The 23,058-nt window shown below is 45.3% G+C and carries 21 protein-coding genes and 1 pseudogene; 13 read left to right on the plus strand and 9 right to left on the minus strand.

Features of this window, described 5'->3' with window-relative positions:
• Window positions 1-54 precede the first annotated feature (54 nt).
• The 4 genes from ACRRSW_RS15465 to ACRRSW_RS15480 all read right to left on the minus strand — a co-directional run bounded on the left by ACRRSW_RS15465 (window position 55) and on the right by ACRRSW_RS15480 (window position 3,707).
• Window positions 55-1,548, minus strand: a complete 1,494-nt coding sequence (locus ACRRSW_RS15465; protein WP_432459791.1) for a sensor histidine kinase — start codon at window positions 1,546-1,548, stop codon at window positions 55-57.
• Window positions 1,538-2,239: a response regulator transcription factor gene (locus ACRRSW_RS15470; RefSeq protein WP_432459792.1), complete on the minus strand. Its 702-nt coding sequence runs from the start codon at window positions 2,237-2,239 to the stop codon at window positions 1,538-1,540. The genes ACRRSW_RS15465 and ACRRSW_RS15470 overlap by 11 nt, the downstream gene beginning before the upstream one ends.
• Window positions 2,240-2,300: 61 nt before the next feature.
• Entirely contained in the window at window positions 2,301-3,002 is a 702-nt protein-coding gene (locus ACRRSW_RS15475) for a spondin domain-containing protein (protein ID WP_432459794.1), read from the minus strand.
• A gap of 6 nt (window positions 3,003-3,008) precedes the next feature.
• On the minus strand, window positions 3,009-3,707 hold the full coding sequence (locus ACRRSW_RS15480) for a spondin domain-containing protein (protein WP_432459795.1): 699 nt from the start codon (window positions 3,705-3,707) through the stop codon (window positions 3,009-3,011).
• A 469-nt stretch (window positions 3,708-4,176) separates the two neighbouring features.
• Here ACRRSW_RS15480 and ACRRSW_RS15485 point away from each other — a divergent pair, with 469 nt between their 5' ends.
• The 7 genes from ACRRSW_RS15485 (at window position 4,177) to ACRRSW_RS15515 (ending at window position 9,581) form a co-directional block, all read left to right on the plus strand.
• Window positions 4,177-4,962 (plus strand): transporter substrate-binding domain-containing protein, encoded by a 786-nt coding sequence (locus ACRRSW_RS15485; RefSeq protein ID WP_432452342.1) that lies wholly within the window; start codon window positions 4,177-4,179, stop codon window positions 4,960-4,962.
• 13 nt (window positions 4,963-4,975) lie between these two features.
• Window positions 4,976-5,644 carry an amino acid ABC transporter permease gene (locus ACRRSW_RS15490; protein ID WP_432452341.1) on the plus strand — a complete coding sequence of 223 codons (669 nt, stop codon included), beginning with the start codon at window positions 4,976-4,978 and terminating at the stop codon, window positions 5,642-5,644.
• Window positions 5,645-5,655: 11 nt separating this feature from the next.
• On the plus strand, window positions 5,656-6,306 hold the full coding sequence (locus tag ACRRSW_RS15495) for an amino acid ABC transporter permease (RefSeq protein WP_432452340.1): 651 nt from the start codon (window positions 5,656-5,658) through the stop codon (window positions 6,304-6,306).
• Entirely contained in the window at window positions 6,299-7,021 is a 723-nt protein-coding gene (locus ACRRSW_RS15500; RefSeq protein ID WP_432461125.1) for an amino acid ABC transporter ATP-binding protein, read from the plus strand. The genes ACRRSW_RS15495 and ACRRSW_RS15500 overlap by 8 nt, the downstream gene beginning before the upstream one ends.
• A 39-nt stretch (window positions 7,022-7,060) precedes the next feature.
• Window positions 7,061-7,888 carry a MurR/RpiR family transcriptional regulator gene (locus tag ACRRSW_RS15505; RefSeq protein WP_432459796.1) on the plus strand — a complete coding sequence of 276 codons (828 nt, stop codon included), beginning with the start codon at window positions 7,061-7,063 and terminating at the stop codon, window positions 7,886-7,888.
• 176 nt (window positions 7,889-8,064) lie between these two features.
• Entirely contained in the window at window positions 8,065-9,069 is a 1,005-nt protein-coding gene (alc, locus tag ACRRSW_RS15510; RefSeq protein WP_432452338.1) for an allantoicase, read from the plus strand.
• Between the two features lie 8 nt (window positions 9,070-9,077).
• The gene (locus tag ACRRSW_RS15515) at window positions 9,078-9,581 is read left to right on the plus strand and encodes an ureidoglycolate lyase (protein ID WP_432452337.1); all 504 of its coding nucleotides are present in this window, start codon (window positions 9,078-9,080) and stop codon (window positions 9,579-9,581) included.
• A 57-nt stretch (window positions 9,582-9,638) separates the two neighbouring features.
• On the opposite strand, the gene ACRRSW_RS15520 is transcribed toward ACRRSW_RS15515, so the two are convergent.
• From ACRRSW_RS15520 to ACRRSW_RS15530, 3 genes are all read right to left on the minus strand, one after another.
• Window positions 9,639-10,175, minus strand: a complete 537-nt coding sequence (locus ACRRSW_RS15520; RefSeq protein WP_432461126.1) for an NUDIX hydrolase — start codon at window positions 10,173-10,175, stop codon at window positions 9,639-9,641.
• Window positions 10,176-10,278: 103 nt separating this feature from the next.
• Window positions 10,279-11,142 (minus strand): hypothetical protein, encoded by an 864-nt coding sequence (locus ACRRSW_RS15525; RefSeq protein WP_432459797.1) that lies wholly within the window; start codon window positions 11,140-11,142, stop codon window positions 10,279-10,281.
• Between the two features lie 114 nt (window positions 11,143-11,256).
• Window positions 11,257-12,120 carry a hypothetical protein gene (locus ACRRSW_RS15530; RefSeq protein ID WP_432452335.1) on the minus strand — a complete coding sequence of 288 codons (864 nt, stop codon included), beginning with the start codon at window positions 12,118-12,120 and terminating at the stop codon, window positions 11,257-11,259.
• An 827-nt stretch (window positions 12,121-12,947) separates the two neighbouring features.
• Here ACRRSW_RS15530 and ACRRSW_RS15535 point away from each other — a divergent pair.
• Both ACRRSW_RS15535 and ACRRSW_RS15540 read left to right on the plus strand, forming a co-directional pair.
• A pseudogene (locus tag ACRRSW_RS15535) lies at window positions 12,948-13,082 on the plus strand (hypothetical protein); the annotation flags it as partial.
• On the plus strand, window positions 13,069-13,614 hold the full coding sequence (locus ACRRSW_RS15540; protein WP_439037760.1) for a nidogen-like domain-containing protein: 546 nt from the start codon (window positions 13,069-13,071) through the stop codon (window positions 13,612-13,614). The pseudogene ACRRSW_RS15535 and the gene ACRRSW_RS15540, both read left to right, overlap by 14 nt.
• Before the next feature lie 211 nt (window positions 13,615-13,825).
• On the opposite strand, the gene ACRRSW_RS15545 is transcribed toward ACRRSW_RS15540, so the two are convergent.
• On the minus strand, window positions 13,826-14,299 hold the full coding sequence (locus ACRRSW_RS15545) for a DUF1348 family protein (RefSeq protein WP_432459799.1): 474 nt from the start codon (window positions 14,297-14,299) through the stop codon (window positions 13,826-13,828).
• Between the two features lie 362 nt (window positions 14,300-14,661).
• Here ACRRSW_RS15545 and ACRRSW_RS15550 point away from each other — a divergent pair, with 362 nt between their 5' ends.
• The 4 genes from ACRRSW_RS15550 to ACRRSW_RS15565 all read left to right on the plus strand — a co-directional run bounded on the left by ACRRSW_RS15550 (window position 14,662) and on the right by ACRRSW_RS15565 (window position 19,916).
• Complete coding sequence (locus ACRRSW_RS15550; RefSeq protein ID WP_432459800.1) at window positions 14,662-15,246, plus strand: TetR/AcrR family transcriptional regulator; 585 nt, start codon at window positions 14,662-14,664, stop codon at window positions 15,244-15,246.
• Between the two features lie 263 nt (window positions 15,247-15,509).
• On the plus strand, window positions 15,510-17,963 hold the full coding sequence (locus ACRRSW_RS15555) for an EAL domain-containing protein (RefSeq protein ID WP_432459801.1): 2,454 nt from the start codon (window positions 15,510-15,512) through the stop codon (window positions 17,961-17,963).
• 230 nt (window positions 17,964-18,193) lie between these two features.
• A complete protein-coding gene (locus tag ACRRSW_RS15560) occupies window positions 18,194-18,895 on the plus strand; it encodes a hypothetical protein (RefSeq protein ID WP_432459802.1) in 702 nt (233 codons plus the stop codon).
• A 187-nt stretch (window positions 18,896-19,082) separates the two neighbouring features.
• Window positions 19,083-19,916 carry an N-acetyl-ornithine deacetylase gene (locus tag ACRRSW_RS15565; RefSeq protein ID WP_432459803.1) on the plus strand — a complete coding sequence of 278 codons (834 nt, stop codon included), beginning with the start codon at window positions 19,083-19,085 and terminating at the stop codon, window positions 19,914-19,916.
• 225 nt (window positions 19,917-20,141) lie between these two features.
• Here the strand turns inward: ACRRSW_RS15565 and ACRRSW_RS15570 are convergent, their stop codons facing one another.
• Window positions 20,142-22,856 (minus strand): bifunctional acetate--CoA ligase family protein/GNAT family N-acetyltransferase, encoded by a 2,715-nt coding sequence (locus ACRRSW_RS15570; protein ID WP_432459804.1) that lies wholly within the window; start codon window positions 22,854-22,856, stop codon window positions 20,142-20,144.
• Between the last annotated feature and the right edge of the window lie 202 nt (window positions 22,857-23,058).

Genomic DNA, 23,058 nt, shown 5'->3' on the forward strand with positions numbered 1-23,058 from the left:
GCTTAACTTTGGGCACCGTGCTTAACAGTGCTTCGCCATCTGGCCGAGCCCCAGTTAAGCCGGTTTATCCAGCGCAAAACTAAATTGGGTTCCCTCACCTAAACAAGAATCAACGGTAATGCTGGCGTGATGCAATTGCACAATCCGCTTCGCAATGGCCAGACCCAGGCCACCGTGAGCGCTGCGATCCTGAGTTCGGTTTTCCGCCCGATAATGGGCATCAAAAATATACGGTAGATCATCGGCGGGAATGCCTGAGCCGGTGTCACTCACCACAATATTGAGTTTGTGTGGATCTTGGTGTTGCTGAATGCGCACGCTAATTCGATCGCCGATACTGCAATGACGAATGGCGTTTTCCAGCAGGTTAGTAAATACCCGCTCGATCCGTTGAATATCGGCGTTTACCATTAACGATGGATCTTGAGGCTCTACCTGCATCAGCAGCTGCTTGGCTTGCGCAGCTAAATGTAATTTTTGCATCACATCTTGCGCCAATTCGGCAATCGCCACCGGCTCTTGATTGAGCGTCGCCGATTCGCTGTCCAGATGGGCAAGTTCAAACAGCTGCTCCACCAAGGCACTGGTTTTACGGGCACTACTCAGTGCTACCTGAATCAACTTTTCGCCTTCGTCGATGCTTAAATCGCGATGTTTCAATTGCCAGGTTTCTAGGTAACCCTGCAAGGATGCCAGCGGCGTTCTTAAATCATGCGATACATAAGAGACTAACTCACGGCGCAATTGGTCGGTATCCTTCACCTTTTGATATTGACCTTGAATGGTGGTGGCCATATGACTAAAGGCCGCACCCAGCTTTTGCACCTCGTCGTGGGAGTTATTTTGCCAATGCTCGGCAATGTTGGCGTTTTTCTCTAAACCCTCTTGTTGGAATTGATCGATATCTTTAGCGAGGCGACGCAATGGCTTGGTGAGCAGCCCAAATACCAACACCACCACCAACAAACTAAAGCCCAAAATGAAAAACAAACCAATCAGGCTGAGCTTCATAATATGACTACTTTGTAAAAGCTCAGCCACACTGTCGTAGATCTCGCCACCAATAATGATATATAGGTAAGCTTTTAGCCCGCTTGCATCGCGTATTTCTGCCGCCGAAAATATTTTACTCCGGCTGTTAGAACGAGGATCTTGACCAACAATTGGCACCACATGCCCCCCCTGAATGAAAGCCCGGATCGGGCTTAAGTCAATTTGGGTGCGTTTAATTTTTTGCGGGTCGGCTGAATAAGTCAGCACCTTACCTTGCGGATCCAGAATATAAAATTCAAAACTTGGCCCCAGGATCATCATCGAATGAAAAGCTGCCTCAATCGCCTTGGGATCGAGCTGACCATCTTGAAACAACTGTTGATCGTTCACCAGGTATTCAGCCAACTTTAGGTGTAACTTCTGCTCGATTTCATTTTGATACTGTTGTGAGCTTTGATGGGCCAAGCCAAGCAGCAAGATCCCCGCCAAGATAAAACAAGCCACAACCGCCAACACTAATTTGCTATAGAAAGAGCTGAGCAAGCTAAACATCATTAAATTTATACCCCACGCCCCATACGGTGAGAACATACTGAGGATGAGAGGGATCGCTTTCCAACTTCGTGCGCAAGCGATTGATGTGCGAATTCACCGTGTGCTCATAGCCGCTGTGTTGATAACCCCACACTTCATCTAATAATTGAGTGCGGCTAAACACTAAACCCGGCGATTTAGCCAGATAATAAAGCAAGTCAAACTCGGTGGAAGTAAGCTCCACCACTTGCTGAGCCACCGATACCTGACGCCGCGCCACATCGATGCTTAAGTCTTGGTGCTGCATTAACGGCGGTTCGGGGTGATTCTGCGATTGCTGCAACAGGTCAACTCGGCGCAGCATCGCCTTCACCCGCGCCTGTAACTCACGCACACTAAAAGGTTTGGTAAGATAGTCATCGGCTCCCATCTCTAAACCCACCACCCGATCGGCTTCAGAATCCCGTGCGGTCAGCATTAATATCGGGGTATTAATCTGTCGAGCCCGCAATTGCTGGCAAATATCCAGGCCATTCATCCCCGGCAACATCAGATCTAATACAATTAAATCGAAGGCTTGTTGGCTGGCCTGGATAAAACCTTGGCCCCCATGATCACAACTTTCCACCTGATACAGCAGGTCACCGAGGTTCATAACGATTAAATTATTGATATCGTGGTCATCTTCAATCACCAAGATCCGTGCTGACATAAATGCTCCATAGCAGCTTAAATAGGTACGTCCGCAAAGTTGCGGACGTACCCATGGGGGCTTAATCGATGCGAGTGATCACCACCCGCCCGACCTGATTCGATAAACGATGTTGGGGCATTAATACCGATGCTGCATCGTCTGCTTGAGTCACTAGACCGGGATGACGGGAAACTTTATTCATCACATCGTCACGAATTGCCGAAAATCCCTCACCGCCGTCGGCTGGACCGGGAATGGTGCCAGCCGCTTCGCTATTGGCTTCGGTGCCAGCATCATAGGCGGGCAAAGGATAAGTCAGGGTTTCACCCACCATCACCTTGGAGATATCCAAAGCATTCAATCCGCTAAAGGCATCATTGCTGTTCACCAACATACTTGCCAATGACAAGCGCATATCGTGGCGCGCCGCTGCAGTAATCATCAAACTATCTGTGTCGCCGGGGCCAACCGCCCCAGCGCCAAGCATGGCCACATCCTTGCCATTAAACATCGCTACTAAAGCACTTGCATCGCCTCCTTCAGCCAAGGTTTCTAAAGCCAAACTTGCCGGTGCACCAATGCTCCACAGCTGTATCGCGCTATCGTGGATCGCTAACATAACTGGCGATAAAGCCTGCGCTGCGGTATCGTTGTATATGGTAACTTGATAACTTTGCATCGCAGCGCTGCTGCTTACATCGTCAGTGCCGCAGGCGCTTAAGCCTGCTGCCAGCAGCCCGATGGTCAAGGCTCGCTGAGTAAATTTTAAGATAGCCATCATTGCTCCTTACTTCACGGTAACCTGTACTTTAGCTACTGGGTTTAACCAGCGATGAATACGGCTATCTACATCACTGATGCCGCCGCTGGCATCACTATCGCCCACATTACCGGGGTGAATATGAATATTGCTGTTGCTAGAAACAGTCGTCACGCCGCTAGCCCCCGTTCCGCCATGCATTCCCGGATCGGCCGGAATTCCCGGAGTCCCCGGTGCGCCGCCGCCATTAATGATTTCATCGTTAGCTTCGGTTCCCGCATCATAAGCGTTCATATAAAAGGTATAGGTTCCCGCTTCGCTGGGAATTTGCCAGCTGTCGATGCCAACAAAACCATCATTGGTCGGCAACATCATCGCCACAATGCTCAACTGAGTATTGGCACCTGTATCCATATCGCTCAGCATGGCTTGGCTAGTTGGCGCTAATAAACCGCTGGCCGGATTTTGCACCGATACCGCAGCAATACCATCGGCAATGCTAACTAAGCCGGAAATATCTCCGCCTTCGGCCATCGCTTGCAGTGCACTTGAAGCCGCTTGACCCACCTCAAACAGATGGCTATCGGCAGCGTGTGCGGTCACGAGTAATGGGGTGAAGTAAATGCCTTGTGTTAGGTTAGTAATTTTTACATCGAGCATTGCGGCGTGGCTTAAGCTGCTTACCGCAAGCAGTGGCAGTGCCAATAAAGATGACTTGAGATCCATGATTCGCTCCTTTTGTGGTCCTAAATTAACAGTCGCACTCAGCTTAAACAGCAGCTATCCCAAGCAGCTCACGAACTTATCACGTTTTTATCACAGGCCATAAAATCCTTATTTAACAATCAATTAAAGATAAAAGTAATTGACTCACCTCACTTAAAACCTACCCTCTGCCCAATATTAGTCACGCTCAACGCTTCATTAGGCGTTTCGTTAATCGCTTGATGCGCTAACAGAGCTGCACCGAAGTGCAACATTTGCCCTCAAAATGTGCAATTCGTCATACAAACCAAGCTAAAAATCTCCGCGAGCGACCGTTTCCGTCTCATCAACACCGAATTAAGCCCTTGTAATCTATTACGAATTAAAATTTTAAATGGATATTTTGGTGACTGGCTCAGTTGTTGCAAAACCAAACCCACAAGATTCAATCGTTTCAACTTTATTTCAATACACTCGCAAAGGAAGCACTATGTTTAAAATTAAATCTCTACTCGCTGGCGCCGCAATTGCGCTTAGCATGTTCAGCTCAACTTTGGTTCAAGCCAATCAGCTTGACACTTTAACCCAGCGCGGCGTACTAAAAGTGGCGGTTCCACAAGATTTTCCGCCATTTGGCTCGGTAGGTAGTGACCTGCAACCTCAGGGCTATGATATCGATATGGCCAGTTATCTTGCGAAAGAACTGGGGGTGAAATTAGAGCTTGTGCCCGTCACCAGCGCGAACCGCATTCCTTACTTACAAACGCGTAAAGTTGATTTGGTTATTTCGAGTCTGGGTAAAAACCCAGAACGCCAAAAAGCCATCGACTTTAGTGATGCTTATGCGCCATTTTTCTTGGGTGTATTTGGTAGCGAAGACGTGAAAGTGACCAGCGCCGCTGATCTCGCTGGAAAAACCATTGGGGTAACCCGAGGTGCAGTAGAGGATATTGAACTAAGCAAGTTAGTCGATAGCTCGACCACCATTAAGCGCTTTGAAGATAATAACACCACCTTATCGGCCTACTTATCCGGTCAAGTGGAGCTAATCGCTACCGGTAACCTAGTGGCTACCGAAATTGCCAAACGCGTCCCAGATCGTAAACCGATGACCAAATTCATGCTGAAGAATTCGCCTTGTTATGTGGGTGTAATGAAGGGTGAAGACGCCTTAGTTGCCAAGGTGAACAGCCTGATAGCCAAAGCTAAAAGCCAAGGTGAACTAGAAAAACTATCACTAACTTGGTTTAAAACCTCCCTTCCTGCAGGCCTTTAAATCGGAGAGACTAATGAGCTACCAGCTGGATTTTGCGGGCCTAGTGCCCTATTTACCGGAGTTAAGCAAAGGTTTACTCACCACCGCCGAGCTCACCTTATATTCCACTGTTGCCGGTATTTTACTTGGCACCGCTGGGGCTGCTGGCCGTGTGAGTCAGAAACCTTGGCTGCGGTGGCTCATTAGCAGCTACGTTGAAGTAATTCGTAATACTCCATTTATTGTGCAGTTGTTTTTTATTTTCTTTGGTTTGCCCGCACTGGGTTTTAAGCTGAGTGCTTGGCAAGCGGGTTGTTTAGCGATGGTGATCAACCTGGGTGCCTACCTGACCGAAATTATTCGAGCAGGCATAGAAGCCACTCCCAAAGGTCAGTGGGAAGCTGGTAAAACGCTCGGGCTAAGCCATTGGCAAATTTTTAGCCGGGTAGTCTTACCAACGGCTTTTCAACGGATTTATCCGGCGCTGGTCAGCCAATGCATCATTGTGATGTTGGGATCGGCTGTGGTGTCGCAAATCTCGGTTGAAGAACTAACCTTTTCTGCCAACTTTATTCAGTCTCGAAACTTTTTAAGCTTCGAATCGTATTTGGTCACCGCACTGATCTATTTGCTGCTAGCTATTGCAATGCGTCAGTTATTCGAACTCGGTGCTCGACGCATGTTCAAAAACCCAAGCTTATAGGAAGCCCAATAATGACGCAATTTACCGATTGGGACATTTTACGTAACTTATTATTGGCAGCACGCTGGACCCTTTTATTATCGCTAATCGCCTTTGCCAGCGGTGGTTTAGTGGCCCTGCTGCTTACCTTTATGCGGGTCAGCCGTAACCCAGTATTGGGGGCAATTGTAAGAGGCTACGTAGAACTCTTTCAAGGGACGCCTCTGCTGATGCAGTTATTCCTGATCTTTTTTGGTTTGTCCCTAGTCGGGGTCGATGTGAACGCTTGGACGGCGGCCATTATTGGCTTAACCCTGTTTACCAGCGCCTTTTTATGCGAAATATGGCGTGGTTGTATTGAGTCGCTCAACAAAGGTCAGTGGGAAGCGGCTCGCACCCTGGGTTTAAGCTTCTTACAAACCATGCGCTATATTATTCTACCGCAAGCGCTCAAGGTGGCCGTGGCGCCAACCGTTGGCTTCTCGGTACAAGTGGTTAAGGGCACCGCCCTCACTTCCATTATCGGCTTTGTTGAACTGACCAAAGCAGGCACCATGCTGAACAATGCCACCTTTCAACCCTTTAAGGTATTTGCCTTAGTCGCCGCCCTATATTTCCTACTGTGTTTTCCACTGTCGCTGTACAGCAAGTATCTGGAGAAAAAACTCAATGTCGCTGGTTAGTATTGAAAAAATTCATAAATATTACGGTCAACACCACGTTTTAAAAGGCGTCGACTTAAAAGTGAAGGCCGGAGAGGTCATTTCGATCATCGGTCGTAGTGGCTCTGGTAAAAGCACACTATTGCGCTGTATTAATGGCTTGGAGCCTTTTCAAGGTGGCGCTATTATTGTCGACAAACAAGCCGTGAGCGATGATGAAAGACAGCTGCGTTTACTGAGTCGTAGTGTGGGCATGGTGTTCCAAAACTTTAATTTATTCCCCCATATGACTACCGGGGAAAACATCATGTTAGCGCCGAAATTGGTATTAAAGAAAAGTGAGGCCGAATGCCGCGCCCTGGCCGAGTCGGTATTAGCCAAAGTTGGCCTGGCCGATAAGTTTGACCAATACCCCACCAGCATGTCGGGTGGTCAGCAACAACGTGTGGCAATTGCCCGCTCGCTGGCAATGTCGCCCAAGGTGCTGTTGTGTGATGAGATCACCTCAGCGCTTGACCCGGAGCTGGTCGGAGAAGTTCTCAAAGTGCTGGAGCAGCTCGCCGCCGAGGGCATGACCCTTATTTTGGTGACCCACGAAATGAACTTTGCCCGTGATGTGGGTGATAGAGTGGTATTTATGCACCAAGGCAAAGTATGGGAAACAGGCGAGAGTAAGGCCGTTTTTACCAATCCTCAGACCAGCGAATTACAAAGCTTTATTTCGGCGGTGCTGTAATCGCATCAAGCCATAGCGAAACCAAGGAGTGAGTGGCCAATGAGTAAATCGGTTTGTCCGTTTAACCAACGGATTGTAGAGCATTACCAACAGCTATCTGGCACCGCCCGAGTGGTGGCCGATTACTTACAGCACCACCCGGACAAGGTTTTAATTTTATCCACTGCAGAAATTGCTCAGGCCTGTAAAGTTTCAAAAGCCAGCGTTAGTCGATTTTTTCGCCAGCTCGGTTATCAAGACCATCAGCAAGTTTGCGATGAACTGCGCCAGCAGCGCGAATGGGGCCAACCGCTGCTCACCAATCAGCCGGGCAGCCATGGCGATAAAGAGGATATTCAGAGCATCAATCAGCTCTATCAACAACTAGAGCCTCTCGATTTCCATTTACTAGTCGAACAAATTAGTCACGCCAAAGCGGTCACCATTATTGGCTACCGCAATAGCTACCCTTTAGCGATGCACCTGCGCGAACAACTCACCCAATGTCGGCCAAACGTGAATTTGCTACCGCTGCCAGGGCAAAGTATTGGTGAAGATCTCAGCCAGCTTAGGGCTGATGACTTAGTCATCGTGATTGGGATCCGCCGTCGCCCCAAATTGTTCTCCGCGCTAATTGAGCAAATTAGTCACTGTAATAGTGTGCTGATCACTGACCAATCGGGACAACGCTATGCCAAAGACGTAAAACACCTATTAGTTTGTCCGATGAGCAACCATACAGCACTCGACAGTTATGCGGCACCGATGAGTTTATTGGCACACTTAAGTAATAAAATTTACGACTATTTGGGCACTGCTGCGCAGCAACGTAGTGCCGCAATCAGCAAGCAATATCAGTTGCTGGATGAACTAGAGCATTATAACTAAGGCAAGTTTTACTCAATCTAGACATCGGGCCTATGCGCCGATGTCATATTAGTAATCAAACTTGCAACTGCTTAACATCGACCATGAAACGATTGCCTCTAGTTATGCTAAATTAGATGCATTTGACTCAAATCTTGAGTCTGTGAACACAACATACGAGAACGATAAGGACAATCATGAGCCAAGTAATCACCGCCAGCGCTAACACCGATGCGCCAGAGTTTAGCCGTCAATTTATCAACTTAGCCGATCACCGCCTCGGCAGCACTGTGGTTGCAGTCAGTGATGACTTTTTTGCCAAAGCCGACCGCATGCTGAATCACCTACCAGCGGTTTTTTATCCTGATAAGTATGACGATAACGGTAAATGGATGGATGGTTGGGAAAGCCGTCGTCGCCGCGATGCGGGCCATGATTGGAGCATTGTAAAACTGGGCGTAAAAGGTATCGTGAAAGGTGTACAAGTAGATACCCATTTTTTCACCGGCAACTTTGCCCCCGCCGTAAGTTTGGAAGTTTGTCATAGCGATCAGGAACAGCCCGACAGCGAAACCCAATGGCAAGCCCTGCTCCCTGCCAGCGCTCTCGCAGGCGACAGTAGCCAGTTTTTTGAAGTGAGCACAGCTCAGGCGGTGACCCATATACGAGTAAATATTTTTCCCGATGGCGGGATTGCTCGCTTAAGAGTATTTGGCCTGCCACAAGCCGATATTCAAAGTGACGAGAAAATCGATTTGGTCGCCTTAGTCAATGGTGGCCGGGTGGTTGGCTTTAACGATGCCCACTACGGTACCCCCAGTAATTTGCTGGCACCAGGCAAAGGCGTCAACATGGGAGATGGCTGGGAAACCCGCCGTCGCCGTGAACCCGGTAACGACTGGTGTATTATCGCCTTGGGTCAAGCAGGCAGCGTTGAAGAAATTGAAATCGCCACCACCCACTTTAAAGGTAACTTCCCCGATAAGTTATCGATTCAAGCGGCGCACATTAGTGACCCGAACGATTTAAGCCTCATTAGCCAGAGTATGTTTTGGCCGGAACTATTGGCAGCTCAGCCACTCAGCGCTGATCATGATCACCACTTCAGCCAAGTAAATCCACTGGGTCCGATCACCCATATTCGAGTTAACATCTATCCCGATGGTGGGATCAGTCGCGTCAGATTGTGGGGTAAGGCATAGGAAGTCATATGGTAAATCACATAGATTTATATCTGGAGCCTCTCAGCCAAAGCGCATTTAGCACCTTTGGCGAGGTGATACAAACCGATGGCAGCGAGCATTTCAGCATCAATGCTGGCAGCACCGAGCGCTATCACAACTTAGCCGACCTACAATGCAGTGGTCGCCACAGTAAAATGATCGCCTCAATCTTTCGAGGGCAAGCCTTTGGCTTGCCTTTAAGTATCAAGATGATGGAGCACCATCCTTACGGGAGTCAGTTATTTATGCCCCTGCAACAACGCCCCTATGTGGTGGTAGTTGCCCCCGCAGGCGAGCTAAAAGAAGGGCAAATCAAAGCCTTTTTGGCACAGGGTAATCAAGGGGTGAATTATCACAGCGGTGTATGGCACCATCCGCTGATTAGCCTTGAACAAGTTAGTGACTTTTTAGTGATTGACCGCAGTGGTGAAGAAGCTAATTGTGTCGAACAAAACTTAAGCCAATCCATCAGGCTATTGTTTTCTGAGTAAGCGCTTTGAATTCGGGCGGCAGCGTATCACGGCTGCGCCCGAGTGCAAGCCAACCACTTAAGCGCTAAGGCTGCAAGCACAGACTAACTCATCACGTATTCGCTGTAATAAGTAGCTTTCGCGCTCAATCGACATGCCTGCTTTGGGGTTATTAGCCAGCGTATCCAGATTATGGGCAATCGCTTGTTCGATGTTCACCCAACGCGGCTGCATCCCGTTGTTCACTTCATAATCTTCTAATGATGTTTTGCCAAGCTTTGGATCAATGTTGCAGGTATAGCAATAAGACCGCATATGCAAGTAGTCGGCGTCTTCTTTATACCAGGGGCGGTACTCTTCGTAGCAACCAAAGGGCACAATGTCACGAATGTTTTGCGCACCAGTTTCCTCTCTCAACTCCCGCCGCAAGGCCGCAACTAATGTTTCATTAGCGTCGACGCCTCCGCCAGGTAAGCTGTAGTCATGATAACGCTCGGTATACATTAGCAAAATATCATCGCCGTTTAATACAATCGCACGCGCCGCCAAACGCTCGAGGCTACGACCTTCAAGACTGGCAATTTGAGGATGAACGGTAGATTGAAGAAGACGCATCGAAACAGCAAACCAGCAAACTAAAAATGAGGCGGCAAAATTACCAAACAAAATCGCTGTCCGCAAGCGGCAAGCGCTGCTCAACTCGCAGAGACCATGTGCATTAAGGCTGGTAAATATACTGCTGATAGCTAGGGTCGATGCCCTCGATATAGGGATTATCTAGTCGGAATATTTTACGATGTCGAAGATCCACAAAATCGAGACTTTCGCCATAGTATTTTTTCCATAACGCCATTAGAGAGCCATCGTAATAGGCCTTAAGCAAGCCTTGTTTAATTCGATTAGCCGCATCAGCATTTGCTTTATTGGTGAAAAAAAATCGAGGCAAAGGATAATAAAGCGCAATATGTTTATCGTATAGCAGCCCTTCAATGTTTTGGTGTGCTTGATACTCAGCTAAGAGCTCGTTACTACCCCGAGAAAATAAATCAAAGCGCCCTTTGGCGACCATTTTAAATAGCGCTTGATAAGTACCACCAAGCACTACCTTAAAATTATGATATTTTAAGATTTCACTATCAAGCCACCCAGCCCCCTGCCCAATCGTAAACTCTTTTAATTGCTCAATATTATCCACAGCCTGAAGCGCTTGCTGAGATTGAGCAGAAACAAAAAATACACGATAACCTACGATGCCCAAATCAACGGGGAAATCTGCATAACTATATTGCTTAAGATTTTCAGTTGAGACCGACAACTTAGTAAAAAAATTACTAAACAAATTCCCCTCAACGGACTTCAAGGCTCGACTAGAATTCATTCGAGGCACGAGATCTAGTTTATAGCTGCCATGAGAACTCACCGTTTTCTCTAAAGCAAGTCGAAACAAGACGATACTATATTCACTACGCGTATCATTCACATGCTCTTTCCCCCGATAAGTAAAGGTTGTGAGCGCAAAAGAAGGTAATGATAATATCAGTAAACAAAGGCCAACTAGGCCATTGCGCAAAAAATAGCCCACGCATACTCCTCAATACATATTAACTATGCTTAAGTGTAATGTTTCACTCAGCGTTATCTTTTATCTCTATCGCAAGTTATAAAATTTCTGGGAGCAATAAATTGTATAAATCAATTAGGGTTGATAAATATACTGTTGATAACTGTTATCAATCCCTTGTAAAAATGGATTTTCAATCTGAAAAATCTTTCTATTCTTCAATTCGACCAAGCGAATACTGTCTGCATAATACTGGTTCCAAAGCTTCATCAAAGAGCCATCATCATAAGCCATTAATAATCCTTGTTTGATTCTTTGAGTCGCTTCAACATTCGAATGATGGCTAAAGAAAAACCTTGGCAAGGGGTAATATAGGGCAAGCCGTTTATCAATCAATAAATCGCCTATCGACTGGTGTACCTGATACTCTGCATAGATCTCATTACTACCGCGAGAAAATAGATCGAAACGACCTTTAGCAACCATTTTAAATAAACTCTCATAGGGACTGCCCAGAATCACGCGAAAACCATTGTGTTTAAGAATTTCGCTATCCAGCCAACCAATACCTTGCCCAATCGTAAAAGATTTAAGCTGCTCTATATTTTCGACTTCATCCAATTTATCTTTTGCTTGCGGCGAAACAAAAAATATCCGATAGCCAACAACTCCTAAGTCCACAGGAAAGTCGACATAACTAAGTTGCTCTAAACGCTTCTTTGAGACCGACTGCTTGGTAAAAAAATTAGGCCAAGTATTCGCTAATGCAGCTTTTAATCCTCGGGATGTATTCATGTTAGGAATAATATTTAACTGATATTCACCATGTGTCGAGACGGTTTTATCTAATGCCAGACGAAACAGTGCAATATCGTACTCTGCGCGAATATCATTGGGGCTTTCCTTCCCACGGCAGGTGTAAATGGTGGTCGCTAAGCTAGAAAATGATAAGCCAACAAAGTACAGCGTAAGCACCACATACATAAGTAAAGATTTCACAGCGCCTCCTAGTGCCAGTGAAGCCATTCGCTTATTTGAGTATAAGTCAAAAATACAGATATTATTTTTGCCATATTCTCGCCTGATCGCGGTTCAAACAAAATCGCGCCAGCGCTAAGCTCTAGTGCGCTTTGACGGTCCATTTTTAATCTCGACCCGCACCTTGCCAATCAAAGTGAGAAGCAAATATGGCGCGCCTTTCTTACCGAAGAAAAAGAGTTTTTAGCCGCCTCGCCGCTCGTTCCTTTAAGCTTAGCCAGGCTTAGTCGGTAACTGACACATTGGAACGCTTCGCAACCCTCTTCACTAGATGGGTAGCAAAATGCTACTGAATGATATCAAGAAGGCCTCAGCAGCTATCAAACCGCAAAGCTGTCGCTGAAATAAAACCTTACAAACTCATCAATTCATCACACCACATTACAAACGAATGTATCAGTAAAGTTTACAAAAAGTAACTCTATTATCAACAGAAATACCTAAGCGAATGATATTAAATGCATTACTACTTAGAGCGTTTTTACTTAAGAACTTGAAAATAATAAGACAGTAACGGAACTCTTCTTTGAGCATATTAAAAGAAATTAACAAGTGAATAAGAAAATTCTGGCCTTGACCGCTATTACAACGATTGTTATCCAAGCGAGTATGTTGACCAGTTTTGGCGGAGACGCTGGTTATGGCGAGCTTGCCATGCCTGCAGCGATGATAGCTCGTCTAATCGGCTCGACCTTCCCTTCGAGGTTAACTATTTTGGAACTCATGACCAAAGCTTCTTCGTTAATCATAATGGTAAGCTCACCTTCGAAAGCTCACTCGAAGGTTGTACGCCGCAACCCCTTCCGCTTGCGAACCAAGCGATGATTAGGCCATTTTGGGCCGACATAGACAACGTTGTGGCGATTGCGGCTCGGTCTATGTTGGTAGCCCATCCGATGGGTTGTGGCCGTGACCAGGGATAATGTTGGCTACGATGAAAATCATGACAATAAAACCAATAGCTTCCAAGCAGTGCTGATCGACCGATCTGATAAGGGTACAGGCAACTTTAATGTTGAATTTCGCTACGATCACCTAGACTGGACCACTGGTGATGCCTCTGATGGTAGCGGTGATTTTGGTGGAGCACCAGCGCAAGCAGGCGACGATGCAGGAGATGGCAAAAACTACTTTGCCTTATCGAGCTCATTCAGTGCCGAAATTGGTAATTTGGCCACCACTTCCAATACCGATGAAGACAGAGTGTGGCGCTTTGCGATTCGCGAGGGCGCGCTACCCGGAGCCACTCCCGAGAACCCAATTATGCCAGTGGTGGTTAACGGTGGTTGGTCATTTGACTTTAATGTTGGCGTCAATGAACCGATTTTTATCGATCCAGATGTGGCGGTCGGTCATGACTATATTGTTGACCAAGGCCCTAATATGATGCAACGCTCTGGCCTTCTTAAAAGTTTAGCGAGGCCAGAAGTCTTCGATTTTAGCGCTGTCATCTAAATACCTAGTGCCGAGAGATTCATCTTGCACTAAATCATATTTTAGAAGTGACCCCCTCCGCCGACCTCAGAGGTTTCAGCGGAGTTCCACAGACAAACCCGCCAAAATTCACTTTGCAGGTAACACTTGTCGGCTGACCAACTCGGCTCGGGATTGTGCATCCTGCTGTTCCTTACTGAATGATCACGCCTCAATTGTCGATACCATAAACCTACAAACCAAGCTCACTTAGCCCGAGATGCTCGTCTGGTCGACGCCCTAAGGGCCAGTGAAACTTTCGTTCCGTTTCATCAATGGCCAAATCATTAATACTGGCAATACGAAGTTGCATCAAACCATGCTCATCAAACTCCCAGTTCTCATTCCCGTAAGCCCGGTACCATTGGCCATCGGCTGCACACCATTCATAAGCAAAACGCACCGCAATTCGATGATCGCTATACGCCCATAGTTCTTTAATCAAACGATATTGCTGTTCTTTCTCCCACTTGCGCTGCAAAAATGCTTCTATCTGTTCTCGGCCCGTCACAAACTCAGCGCGATTACGCCATTGACAATCTTTAGTATAAGCCGAGGCCACCTTCACCGGATCTTGAGAATTCCAGCCATCTTCAGCCATCCGAACCTTTTGTGCTGCGCTCTGCGCGTCAAATGGTGGTAGTGGTAAACGTTGTTCAGTGCTCATTGTCATCCTTCAATATTAGAGATTCATTAGAGTAAAAAATAAATAGCCTGTTGGTGATTTTTCCCTTAGCAAAATTTAAGGCCACGCTTTGATAAGACAAGATCAAGAATAACAACATCAAGCGAACTCGATGGACCTTCTCTGGCAATTCAAAGTCGTACAATTTCAACATGCTTATTTCCCTTGCTGCACCTTTAAGCGCCAGCCAAAGTATACAGATCTGTCTACTTCGAAACTAGTCTAGGAGACAAATCTGTCTACGTCAACTAAATTTTCACGCCACCTAAATGAAAAGAGGTGCCCAAAATCAACTTGTCGAAATGAGAGACAGAACGGTATACTAAAGAAAAACAGGACTTACGATGGCGAGCAGCAAACGAGACCAGCTTATCGATACCGCACAACGACTATTTTACCAACATGGCTTTCGTGCCACTGGTATCGATGCGGTATTAGCTGAGTCGGGGGTCGCAAAAAAAACGCTATACAATCATTTTAAATCTAAAGAAGAGCTAATCATTGCCACCTTAACAAGGCGTGACCAGCAATTTATGGATTTACTACAAGCAGAAGTGAAACGCTTAACGAGCAAGCAAGATTGTGCTCCACAGTTGGCCCCTATCATGGCCTTTTTTGATGGTTTAAATCACTGGATTAATTCTGATAGTTTTTTTGGCTGCATGTTTATTAATGCCTCAGCTGAATATCCACGTCACAATGACCCGGTCCACATCACCTGCGCCACTCACAAAGAACAAGTTATAAACTTCATTGAAGATCTACTCAGCGATTTACAACTCAATCACTCAGCAGCCATCGCTCGCCAGCTCTCAATCCTTGTGGATGGGGCGATTGTTGGCGCGCACACTACTGGTGATTATCATTCGCCACTCGATGCCAAAGCCATTGCTCAAGTGATACTCACTGCTCACCTCCAGTTGGCATAAAAATGCACCTATCACAACACCGACCTGCAAGCCATTTAAAACAACAACCATAGCACTCGATAGCGCAGCGGATAAAATAATAACAAATCGCTTATTTATTCTATTAACCATTTGATAAATTGGTTAAAAATACTTATTTCAACAAGTTTAATCATTTTTATTACGACTAACTGATAAAAATGTTACTTACTTCCATTCAAACATTGTTAAAACTAGCTATAATTTACTTCATTAATACTAATTTGAGCTAAATTCAAAGGAATATGATGGTTGTCGATGATGTTTTATTTCAAAAAGTTAAAGACTTTAGCCCACAGCCTTGGTCAATTGACCTCGATAACCAACGATTAAACTGCTCTCGTCAACTCATGAGCGCTCTGGGTTACCCAAAGCAAAACATGCTCACTTTATCCCAACTTTATGCCGCCTTTGAAACTCAACAGTTACAGCTATTAAAACAACATATCGCTGAAGTTCGAGAAACCGGGATTGGACTGAACCAAACCACCGTCATCAATACATATAAACATCGTTATATCGCCGAAATAATGATTTGCGACATGCCCAAAAACGGAAATATGGTGAAAGGAAGCATTCAATTTACGCAATATTTTCTAACCAAACAGCAAGAACTTGAGTTTCTTAAAAAACTATTTTCTAAGTCTAGCGAAGCATTCATGATTGCCGATGCAAACCATAGTATCTTGATTGTGAACCAAGCGTTTTGTGATGTTACTGGCTACGCCGAACATGAACTGCTTGGCAAGCCAGCATCGATACTCAAAAGTGGTCGCTACACATTCTCCTTTTATGAAAAGTTATGGCAATACGTCGATGAACATAAAATATGGTTTGGTGAACGATTAGCTAAAACCAAACAAGGAGAAATTTTTGCTCATGAAGGCAGAATACAACGCATCGACTTAGAAGACTCTTCCCATGTATATGTTTCGGCGAGCCACAAACTCGATGTATCAACACATATGTGGCAACACGATAATCTCGAAGAAGTCTCTAAGGTTCATATTCCCGATAAACAATCCTTTATTAGCCTACTAGACGAAAGCTTTAAACAGCTGAGTCATGACATGACCATAATTTGCATTACTTTCGACCTTCAAATGCTACAAACACTCAGTAAACTCACACAACACTGGTTGATATCTCAACGCTTTGCTCGCTTAACCTTTACTGGTCACTTAGGCTTAGTCAACGAAAGTATGTATGCAGCCTATTTTGTTGTAAGCAAGCAAGTCGAGCCGATTGACCAAACCCTAAAAAAAGTCATATTCGTCTTAGAAGGCAATGATGAAAGCAATAACATGGGTTTATCAGCCAACATTACCGCTGGAGTATCAGTACTCTATATCGATGCCAAAAGTCCAACTCAGTTACTCAGTCACTCGGTCCAAGCCTTAATCGCCAACAGCCGTCTGGCAAAGTCCTCACTGTATTATTTTGACCGACGCCTAACCAAACGTTTTGATCGGAAAAATACTTTAGCCACCTTGTTAAAGCAGGCCTTAGCAAAAAAAAATATTGCGGTTTACTATCAACCCATTGTCGATATATCTGAGCTTAGAATAGTCAAGTTTGAAGCTTTATTCCGGGCACAATTAGAAACAGACATAAACTATTCCACCCAAGAACTTATCGAAATTGCCGAAGAATTTAATTGGATAGACAAAATTGATGACTTAGTCACAACACAAGCCTTAAAAGTTTTGCCCTTGCTACAAAAACACTACGCGAACGACCAAATAGGCTTGTCGATCAACCGTTCGGTCAACAATGATCGCATTGCTCACTGCTGCTTAGAAGATACGCTTAAGATCTTAGAACAAAGTAAAGTTGATTTAAACCTAGTCACCCTCGAACTCACTGAATCCGCATATTTCGAAGATTCAAACTATCATGCTAAATGGATTAATAAACTAAAAGCTCATGGCGTTTCTATCGCTCTCGATGATTTTGGTACCGGCTTTTCTTCTCTCTCTTATTTACGTCAGCTTCCAGTAAGCATTGTAAAAATAGACCGCTCCTTTGTGTCTGGCCTTACCAAGCAATCCAATGAATATGAAATGATTAATATGTTGTGTAGGCTAACACATAAAATTGGCGGAAAAATTATTGCTGAAGGCGCTGAAACCGAACAAGAGCTTCACCTATTATCCAGCTTAGGGGTTGATATGATCCAAGGTTATATATTTGATAAACCAAAGAGCTTACAGGACATACTCAGTACCCCAACTCATGGAACTTTCCTACAATTTCAGACGCTACTGTCTCGCGCTAATGCTGAGAATGCACAGGCAATCATGCGGCGTGACTTTCCCAAAATATCCACCGATGACAAACTAAAAAAAGCACTCGAGTCATTTACCAAACACAAGGCAAAGCAGCTCATCGTTATCGAACATAGTCAGTGTCGAGGGATATTACATATCTGTGATGTGAATGCTGCAATTAGCCCTTACCTCAATACCAAAGGAGAGCAACATAGAGACTTAGTCACGCTCAATAAAAGAGTTCATCAAGTGATGAGTAAAAACTTTTTAGAAGTTTCGATGGATACCCCAGTTAAACATTTCTATCCTAAACTCATCGAGGATCCTGATATGGTGGTGGTGGTGGTCGGCTCTAGCGGTGTTTGCGTTGGCGTAATTGCACTTAAAGATATATTAAGCCAACAAAGTGAAATACTTACATGCATCTAGACTTCAGACCTTATTCAAGTATTGGCGTCCACTTTCATACAAATTAACGGATCAATCATCGATTCAATTGAATGGTTATTTTGCCGACAAAGCATCCCCTGCGCAAAACCATATCATTCAACATAGAGTTCAGACCTTCAAACAAGCAACTCACCAAACAATAGTTCTTCTTGATAAATAAGTGCTAGAAACCCGAACCTGTATTCTATACTCATGTAATGAAAACAGGATTGAAAATACCTCTAACCATTTTGCTGGTAAGTCTTTTACTCCCTATCGGGCAGGCCTACGCAGAGACAATAATTCAAGTAGGGGTGGTCGACCTCGACCTCGATAATAATAAAGAAGAGCCTCATCTACTTAATCTTAAGCAAGCCGCTAAGACCTTAAACGTACAACTAGAACTAATACAACTCCCCGATGCGCGCTCGCATCATCTGGCAGAAGAAGGTCAATTAGGAGGAGAAGCATTTCCCTACGACCTGCCGAACCGCCAAGCGAGCAGCATGATGAAAGTAAATGTGCCCATCGAAAAAACAGAGCTTTGGGTATGGGTTCACAAAAGTAACTCATGCCTTAGCGATCATCGTCGACTCAACCAACTGAAACCCGTTGGAGTCAATGGGATCCCCTACTTTGAACTATTTTATCAGCTTTCCAATGTTGGTCATGCAAAAGTACAACATGCAGAGTCAATGCTAGAAATGTTGAACCGTCAACGAGCTGACTACTTTCCAGCATCGAAAAAAGCAGTCGCTTACTTGTTTAACCAAGTTCAACGCACCGATCTTAAAGCTTGTTTTGAACATCCCTATATAGAAATTCAAAGCTACTTCTATTTAAATAAACAATACCAACATCTCATTGAACCATTTGAGCAGCAACTACGAAAAGCCATTCAGCAACATACCGATGATGACACGTTGAAATAACGCCTCCGACCAAGAAGTCAACTTGATTTAAGCGAACTAAACGAGCATTGAGATAGAAAAAACTTAATCATGAGACACGAGTAGCCGCCTAGCCTAGTTAACTAATTTTCTAAAGTTAGTAGTGCCGCAATTCAACTGCTGCTACTGTTATGCCTCAATGATGCAAAACCACAGCAGGAGGATAGGTTTGAGTCGCTCTTCTTTCCAACAATTTCACTGGCATTCGAAACAATTTGCCTTAGCCAGTAATGACATTCATGCTTTTTACCACTTACTCGCCGAACAGATGCAAGGTTTAGCCTTGACCAAAAAGACCCTGGGTCATATTGAAGGCTATCCGCTGGAATTATATCAATCAGCTAATCCTCAACCTAAACTGGCAAATGTTTTAATTAGCGCTGGTTTTCATGGCGAAGAAGCAGCCGGCCCTTGGGGAATGCTCAAGTTTTTATCCACGCTTGACCCCAGTATCACTGAGCAACTCAACCTGAGCCTGTTGCCCTTGGTGAATCCCACCGGATTTAAAGCCGGTCATCGTTTTAATCAATTTGGCGAGAACCCTAACCGAGGTTTTCTTGTCGACAAAGGCCGTGCTAAACCAGCAGAAGATTGCTCGCGGGAAGGACAGCTATTAATCGCGCAACAAGCCCTGCTCAAAAACTTAAGCCAAGATGGGATCCTCACTTGTCACGAAGATGTATTACAACATAATTGTTATGTTTACTCTTTTGAGCCGGAGGCCGCAGCAGGTCCATTCAGCTATACCTTACGCGATAGCTTAGCTGAATATTTCCCAGTTGCCGCCGATGAAAGCATCGATGGTTGCAAGCTTGAAGATGGTTTGATCCATAATCATTACGACAGCTCGTTCGAATCCTGTTTAGTTAAGCTAGGAGCCAAACGCGGTGCTTGTAGTGAGACACCAGCCTTAGAAGATTTTGATCAGCGCATCAATGCGAATTGCGCCGTGATGCAACAATTTGTTAGAGCATCAATCGAATATCACACCAAACAAGTCTGAATATTGCCAGACTGAGGGGGATGAATCGTCGAGGATAAGTGTGGACAATATACTGATGGTGGATGTCTGCCAACCAGCCCCATGAAAGTTCGTCATCGACATAGTTCATGGGGCGAACCCGACTGTAAAACTGCCAGTAACAACACGATTGCGTCGGCACTTCGATGATAAGTACACGTTTCTCTCGAACTAAAATAAACCACGAAAACGCAATAACCGCCACGCTTATTCAGGCTTATTATCAGACTCTGACTGCAAATCAAGATGCATTTCGATGACCCCTTCTTCTAATTCAAATTTAACTCGAAACCCTAGATGTTTAGCCAATCCAGCCATGCCTCGGTTTTGCATCATCGTAATACCACTTAAGGTCTGAGTTCCCGTACTTTGATAATAACGAATTAATTTTTGTAGCAGTTGCTTACCAATTCCCTGCCCCTGTAAATCACTCCTAACCGCCATGGCAAATTCTGCTTCTAGGTTATCGGGATCAATCGAGGCTCGAACCACCCCTAAAATGGCTCGGTTATCACAGGCTTGTTCATCGACAGCAATAAAAGCCATTTCTCTGGCATAATCAATTTGAGTGAGCAAGGCCATTTCTTCGTGGGTCATTTGTCCACGAGCGCCAAAATAGCGTTTATAACGATCCTCTTCACTTAAAGAAGAGTCGAACGCTAAATGATTCGGCTCATCCTCAGGCAAAATGGGCCGCAGCAATACCCGAGTGCCACTCTTTATTTGGCAGTATTCTTCCAGCTCCTTAGGATAAGGACGAATCGCTAAACGTTGTACGCTCGGTTGCTCAGCATTCTGTAAGCGCATATTAACATCGAGTAAAATAATGCTATCTCCAGCAGCAAGAACCGGATTTAAATCTAAACGAGCAATTTCTGGACAATCGATGATCAAATTAGAGAGCCGAGTCAGCATGGTACATAAAGCCTCCATTTTCAGGCCATTGGGCAATTTTCGGTCTCGGATCTTTTGAGTCTTTAAGGCACTAATGACTAAGTAACGCGCCAAGCTCATATTTAATGGTGGCAGTGCTACGGCAGCATCTTTGGTTTCGTCCCATTCCGAGCCGCCTTCGCCTAAGAAAATCGCAGGGCCAAACACCGGATCGGTAATCACCGCAACTCTCAGTTCTTGAGCGCCTGCGGTCAGCGCCATTCGTTGCAAAATCATACCTTCCATTCTGGCGCTAGGAAAAGCCTGCTTCACTCGCGCCAACATCGATTCGGCTGCAATTGCCAACTCCTGTCGATTATTGATATTTAGGCTCACACCATGCACATCCGACTTATGTAGAATGTCCGGTGATTGTATTTTTAAGGCGACAGGGTAACCGATATCATCAGCACACCGCACCGCTTCTTCAACGTTAGGCACCAACCAGGTATCAATGGTTTGCAAGCCATAAGCTTGTAGTAATTGCTTCGCATCATGAGTTTCCAAGACCATTTTCTGTTGCTCTAAGGCTTGATGCAGTACCGCTTTGGCAGAACCATCGGGATCGAAAATGGGTTCGTCCATCGTACTTGGAGTTTCCGATAGCAGCTTTTGATTGCGCCTAAATTCGACCATATGCATGAACGCCCCCACGGCACCCTCAGGCGTTCGATAACTTGGGATCCCAGCTTCGCTAAACGCTAAACGACCAGGATAAGCCGTTTTCTCCCCCATCCAATTGGTCAAAATATTAAGCCGTCGAGCGCGGCTATCTTGTTTAATTACCTCGATTAAAGCCGTAGCGGTGGCTTCCGCTCCCGCCAAGGCCGAGGGCGCATACATCAATAACAAAGCATCCGCTTCGCCACTACTAGCAACTATATCTAAGGCCTTCGCGTAACGACTCGGATCTGCATCACCAATAATATCTAAGGGATTTTGCCCGGACCAACCAACAGGTAACACCTTGGCCAAGTGAGCCAGAGTAGCGCTAGAAAACTGAGCTAGCTTTCCCCCCCGCTCCAATAGCGCATCAACCGCTAACACTGCAGGTCCACCACCATTACTAATGATCGCTAAACGTTCACCCTTTAAAGGATTGGCATAAGTTAATGTTTCAACAGCGGCGAACAATTCATGTAAGTCATTGACTCGTAACATCCCCGCGCGCTTAAACGCCGCATCATAAACCGCATCATTCCCCACGGGCCCGCCAGTGTGCAACGCCGCAGCCTGTGCCCCTAATCGACTACGACCAGACTTAATCACCAATATGGCCTTGTTACGCGACGCAGCACGTGCCGCCGACATAAAACGCTGGGTATCCTTGACCGAATCAATATATAGCATGATCACTTGGGTTTTCGGATCTCGTGAAAGATAATCCAGTAATTCGCCAAAATCGATATCTAAGGCATCTCCCAGAGAGATAAACGATGAAAAGCCGATCCCTTTGTTATTCGCCCAGTCTAAGACCGTGGTACATACCGCTGCAGACTGTGAAACAAACGCAATTTTTCCAGATCGGCAGTAAGTGTGAGCAAAAGAAGCATTTAGCCCGATATTTGGTAACATAATACCAAGGCTATTTGGTCCTAATATTCGCATCCCATAGCGCTGGGCAAACATTCGTAACTGCTCAAGAACTTTTAGCTCATTTTCGTCTTCAGCACTGTCCAAAACTCCTGCCGTAATAATTGCGGTTTTGCAGCCAAATTGGCCTAACTTTTCAATCTGCTCTGGAAGTCGCGCGGCATTCACACATAGGATGGCTAAATCGGGGCGTATAGGTAATTTCTCAATACTGGGATAAGCAAGCACCCCGAGCACCGCCTTATACTTTGGCGTCACTGGCATCACGGGTCCATTAAAGCCTGCGCTCATTAAATTTTTCATAACCACATTACCCGAGCGTAAACTTCGATTCGAGGCGCCAATAACCGCTATCGATTGAGGAGAAAACAGATCGTGGAGCTTTCGCTGACTCATTCTTTAATTCTCACATTAAATAAATTTAACTAGGGCCTGTTGAACTAATACGGTCAATATTAGCTCAAAATAAAACTACGTTAATCGTGTAGAAAGATATAAAACTTGGTCTAATAAGCGATTCCCTTGCAAACTTCCTTTAAAAGAGACAATTCTAAAAAACCGTTGAGCGCTATTAGCGAAGAATCAATACCCCGGAATC

The sequence above is a fragment of the Agarivorans sp. QJM3NY_25 genome (assembly GCF_050870875.2).
In the GTDB taxonomy this organism is placed as follows: Bacteria; Pseudomonadota; Gammaproteobacteria; order Enterobacterales; family Celerinatantimonadaceae; genus Agarivorans.

Bases quoted from the DNA above. Each gene is read 5' to 3' on its own strand.
- ACRRSW_RS15465 (WP_432459791.1), bottom strand. From the start codon at position 1,548: ATGATGTTTAGCTTGCTCAGCTCTTTCTATAGCAAATTAGTGTTGGCG.
- ACRRSW_RS15470 (WP_432459792.1), bottom strand. From the start codon at position 2,239: ATGTCAGCACGGATCTTGGTGATTGAAGATGACCACGATATCAATAAT.
- ACRRSW_RS15475 (WP_432459794.1), bottom strand. From the start codon at position 3,002: ATGATGGCTATCTTAAAATTTACTCAGCGAGCCTTGACCATCGGGCTG.
- ACRRSW_RS15480 (WP_432459795.1), bottom strand. From the start codon at position 3,707: ATGGATCTCAAGTCATCTTTATTGGCACTGCCACTGCTTGCGGTAAGC.
- ACRRSW_RS15485 (WP_432452342.1), top strand. From the start codon at position 4,177: ATGTTTAAAATTAAATCTCTACTCGCTGGCGCCGCAATTGCGCTTAGC.
- ACRRSW_RS15490 (WP_432452341.1), top strand. From the start codon at position 4,976: ATGAGCTACCAGCTGGATTTTGCGGGCCTAGTGCCCTATTTACCGGAG.
- ACRRSW_RS15495 (WP_432452340.1), top strand. From the start codon at position 5,656: ATGACGCAATTTACCGATTGGGACATTTTACGTAACTTATTATTGGCA.
- ACRRSW_RS15505 (WP_432459796.1), top strand. From the start codon at position 7,061: ATGAGTAAATCGGTTTGTCCGTTTAACCAACGGATTGTAGAGCATTAC.
- alc (WP_432452338.1), top strand. From the start codon at position 8,065: ATGAGCCAAGTAATCACCGCCAGCGCTAACACCGATGCGCCAGAGTTT.
- ACRRSW_RS15515 (WP_432452337.1), top strand. From the start codon at position 9,078: ATGGTAAATCACATAGATTTATATCTGGAGCCTCTCAGCCAAAGCGCA.
- ACRRSW_RS15520 (WP_432461126.1), bottom strand. From the start codon at position 10,175: ATGCGTCTTCTTCAATCTACCGTTCATCCTCAAATTGCCAGTCTTGAA.
- ACRRSW_RS15545 (WP_432459799.1), bottom strand. From the start codon at position 14,299: ATGAGCACTGAACAACGTTTACCACTACCACCATTTGACGCGCAGAGC.
- ACRRSW_RS15550 (WP_432459800.1), top strand. From the start codon at position 14,662: ATGGCGAGCAGCAAACGAGACCAGCTTATCGATACCGCACAACGACTA.
- ACRRSW_RS15555 (WP_432459801.1), top strand. From the start codon at position 15,510: ATGATGGTTGTCGATGATGTTTTATTTCAAAAAGTTAAAGACTTTAGC.
- ACRRSW_RS15570 (WP_432459804.1), bottom strand. From the start codon at position 22,856: ATGAGTCAGCGAAAGCTCCACGATCTGTTTTCTCCTCAATCGATAGCG.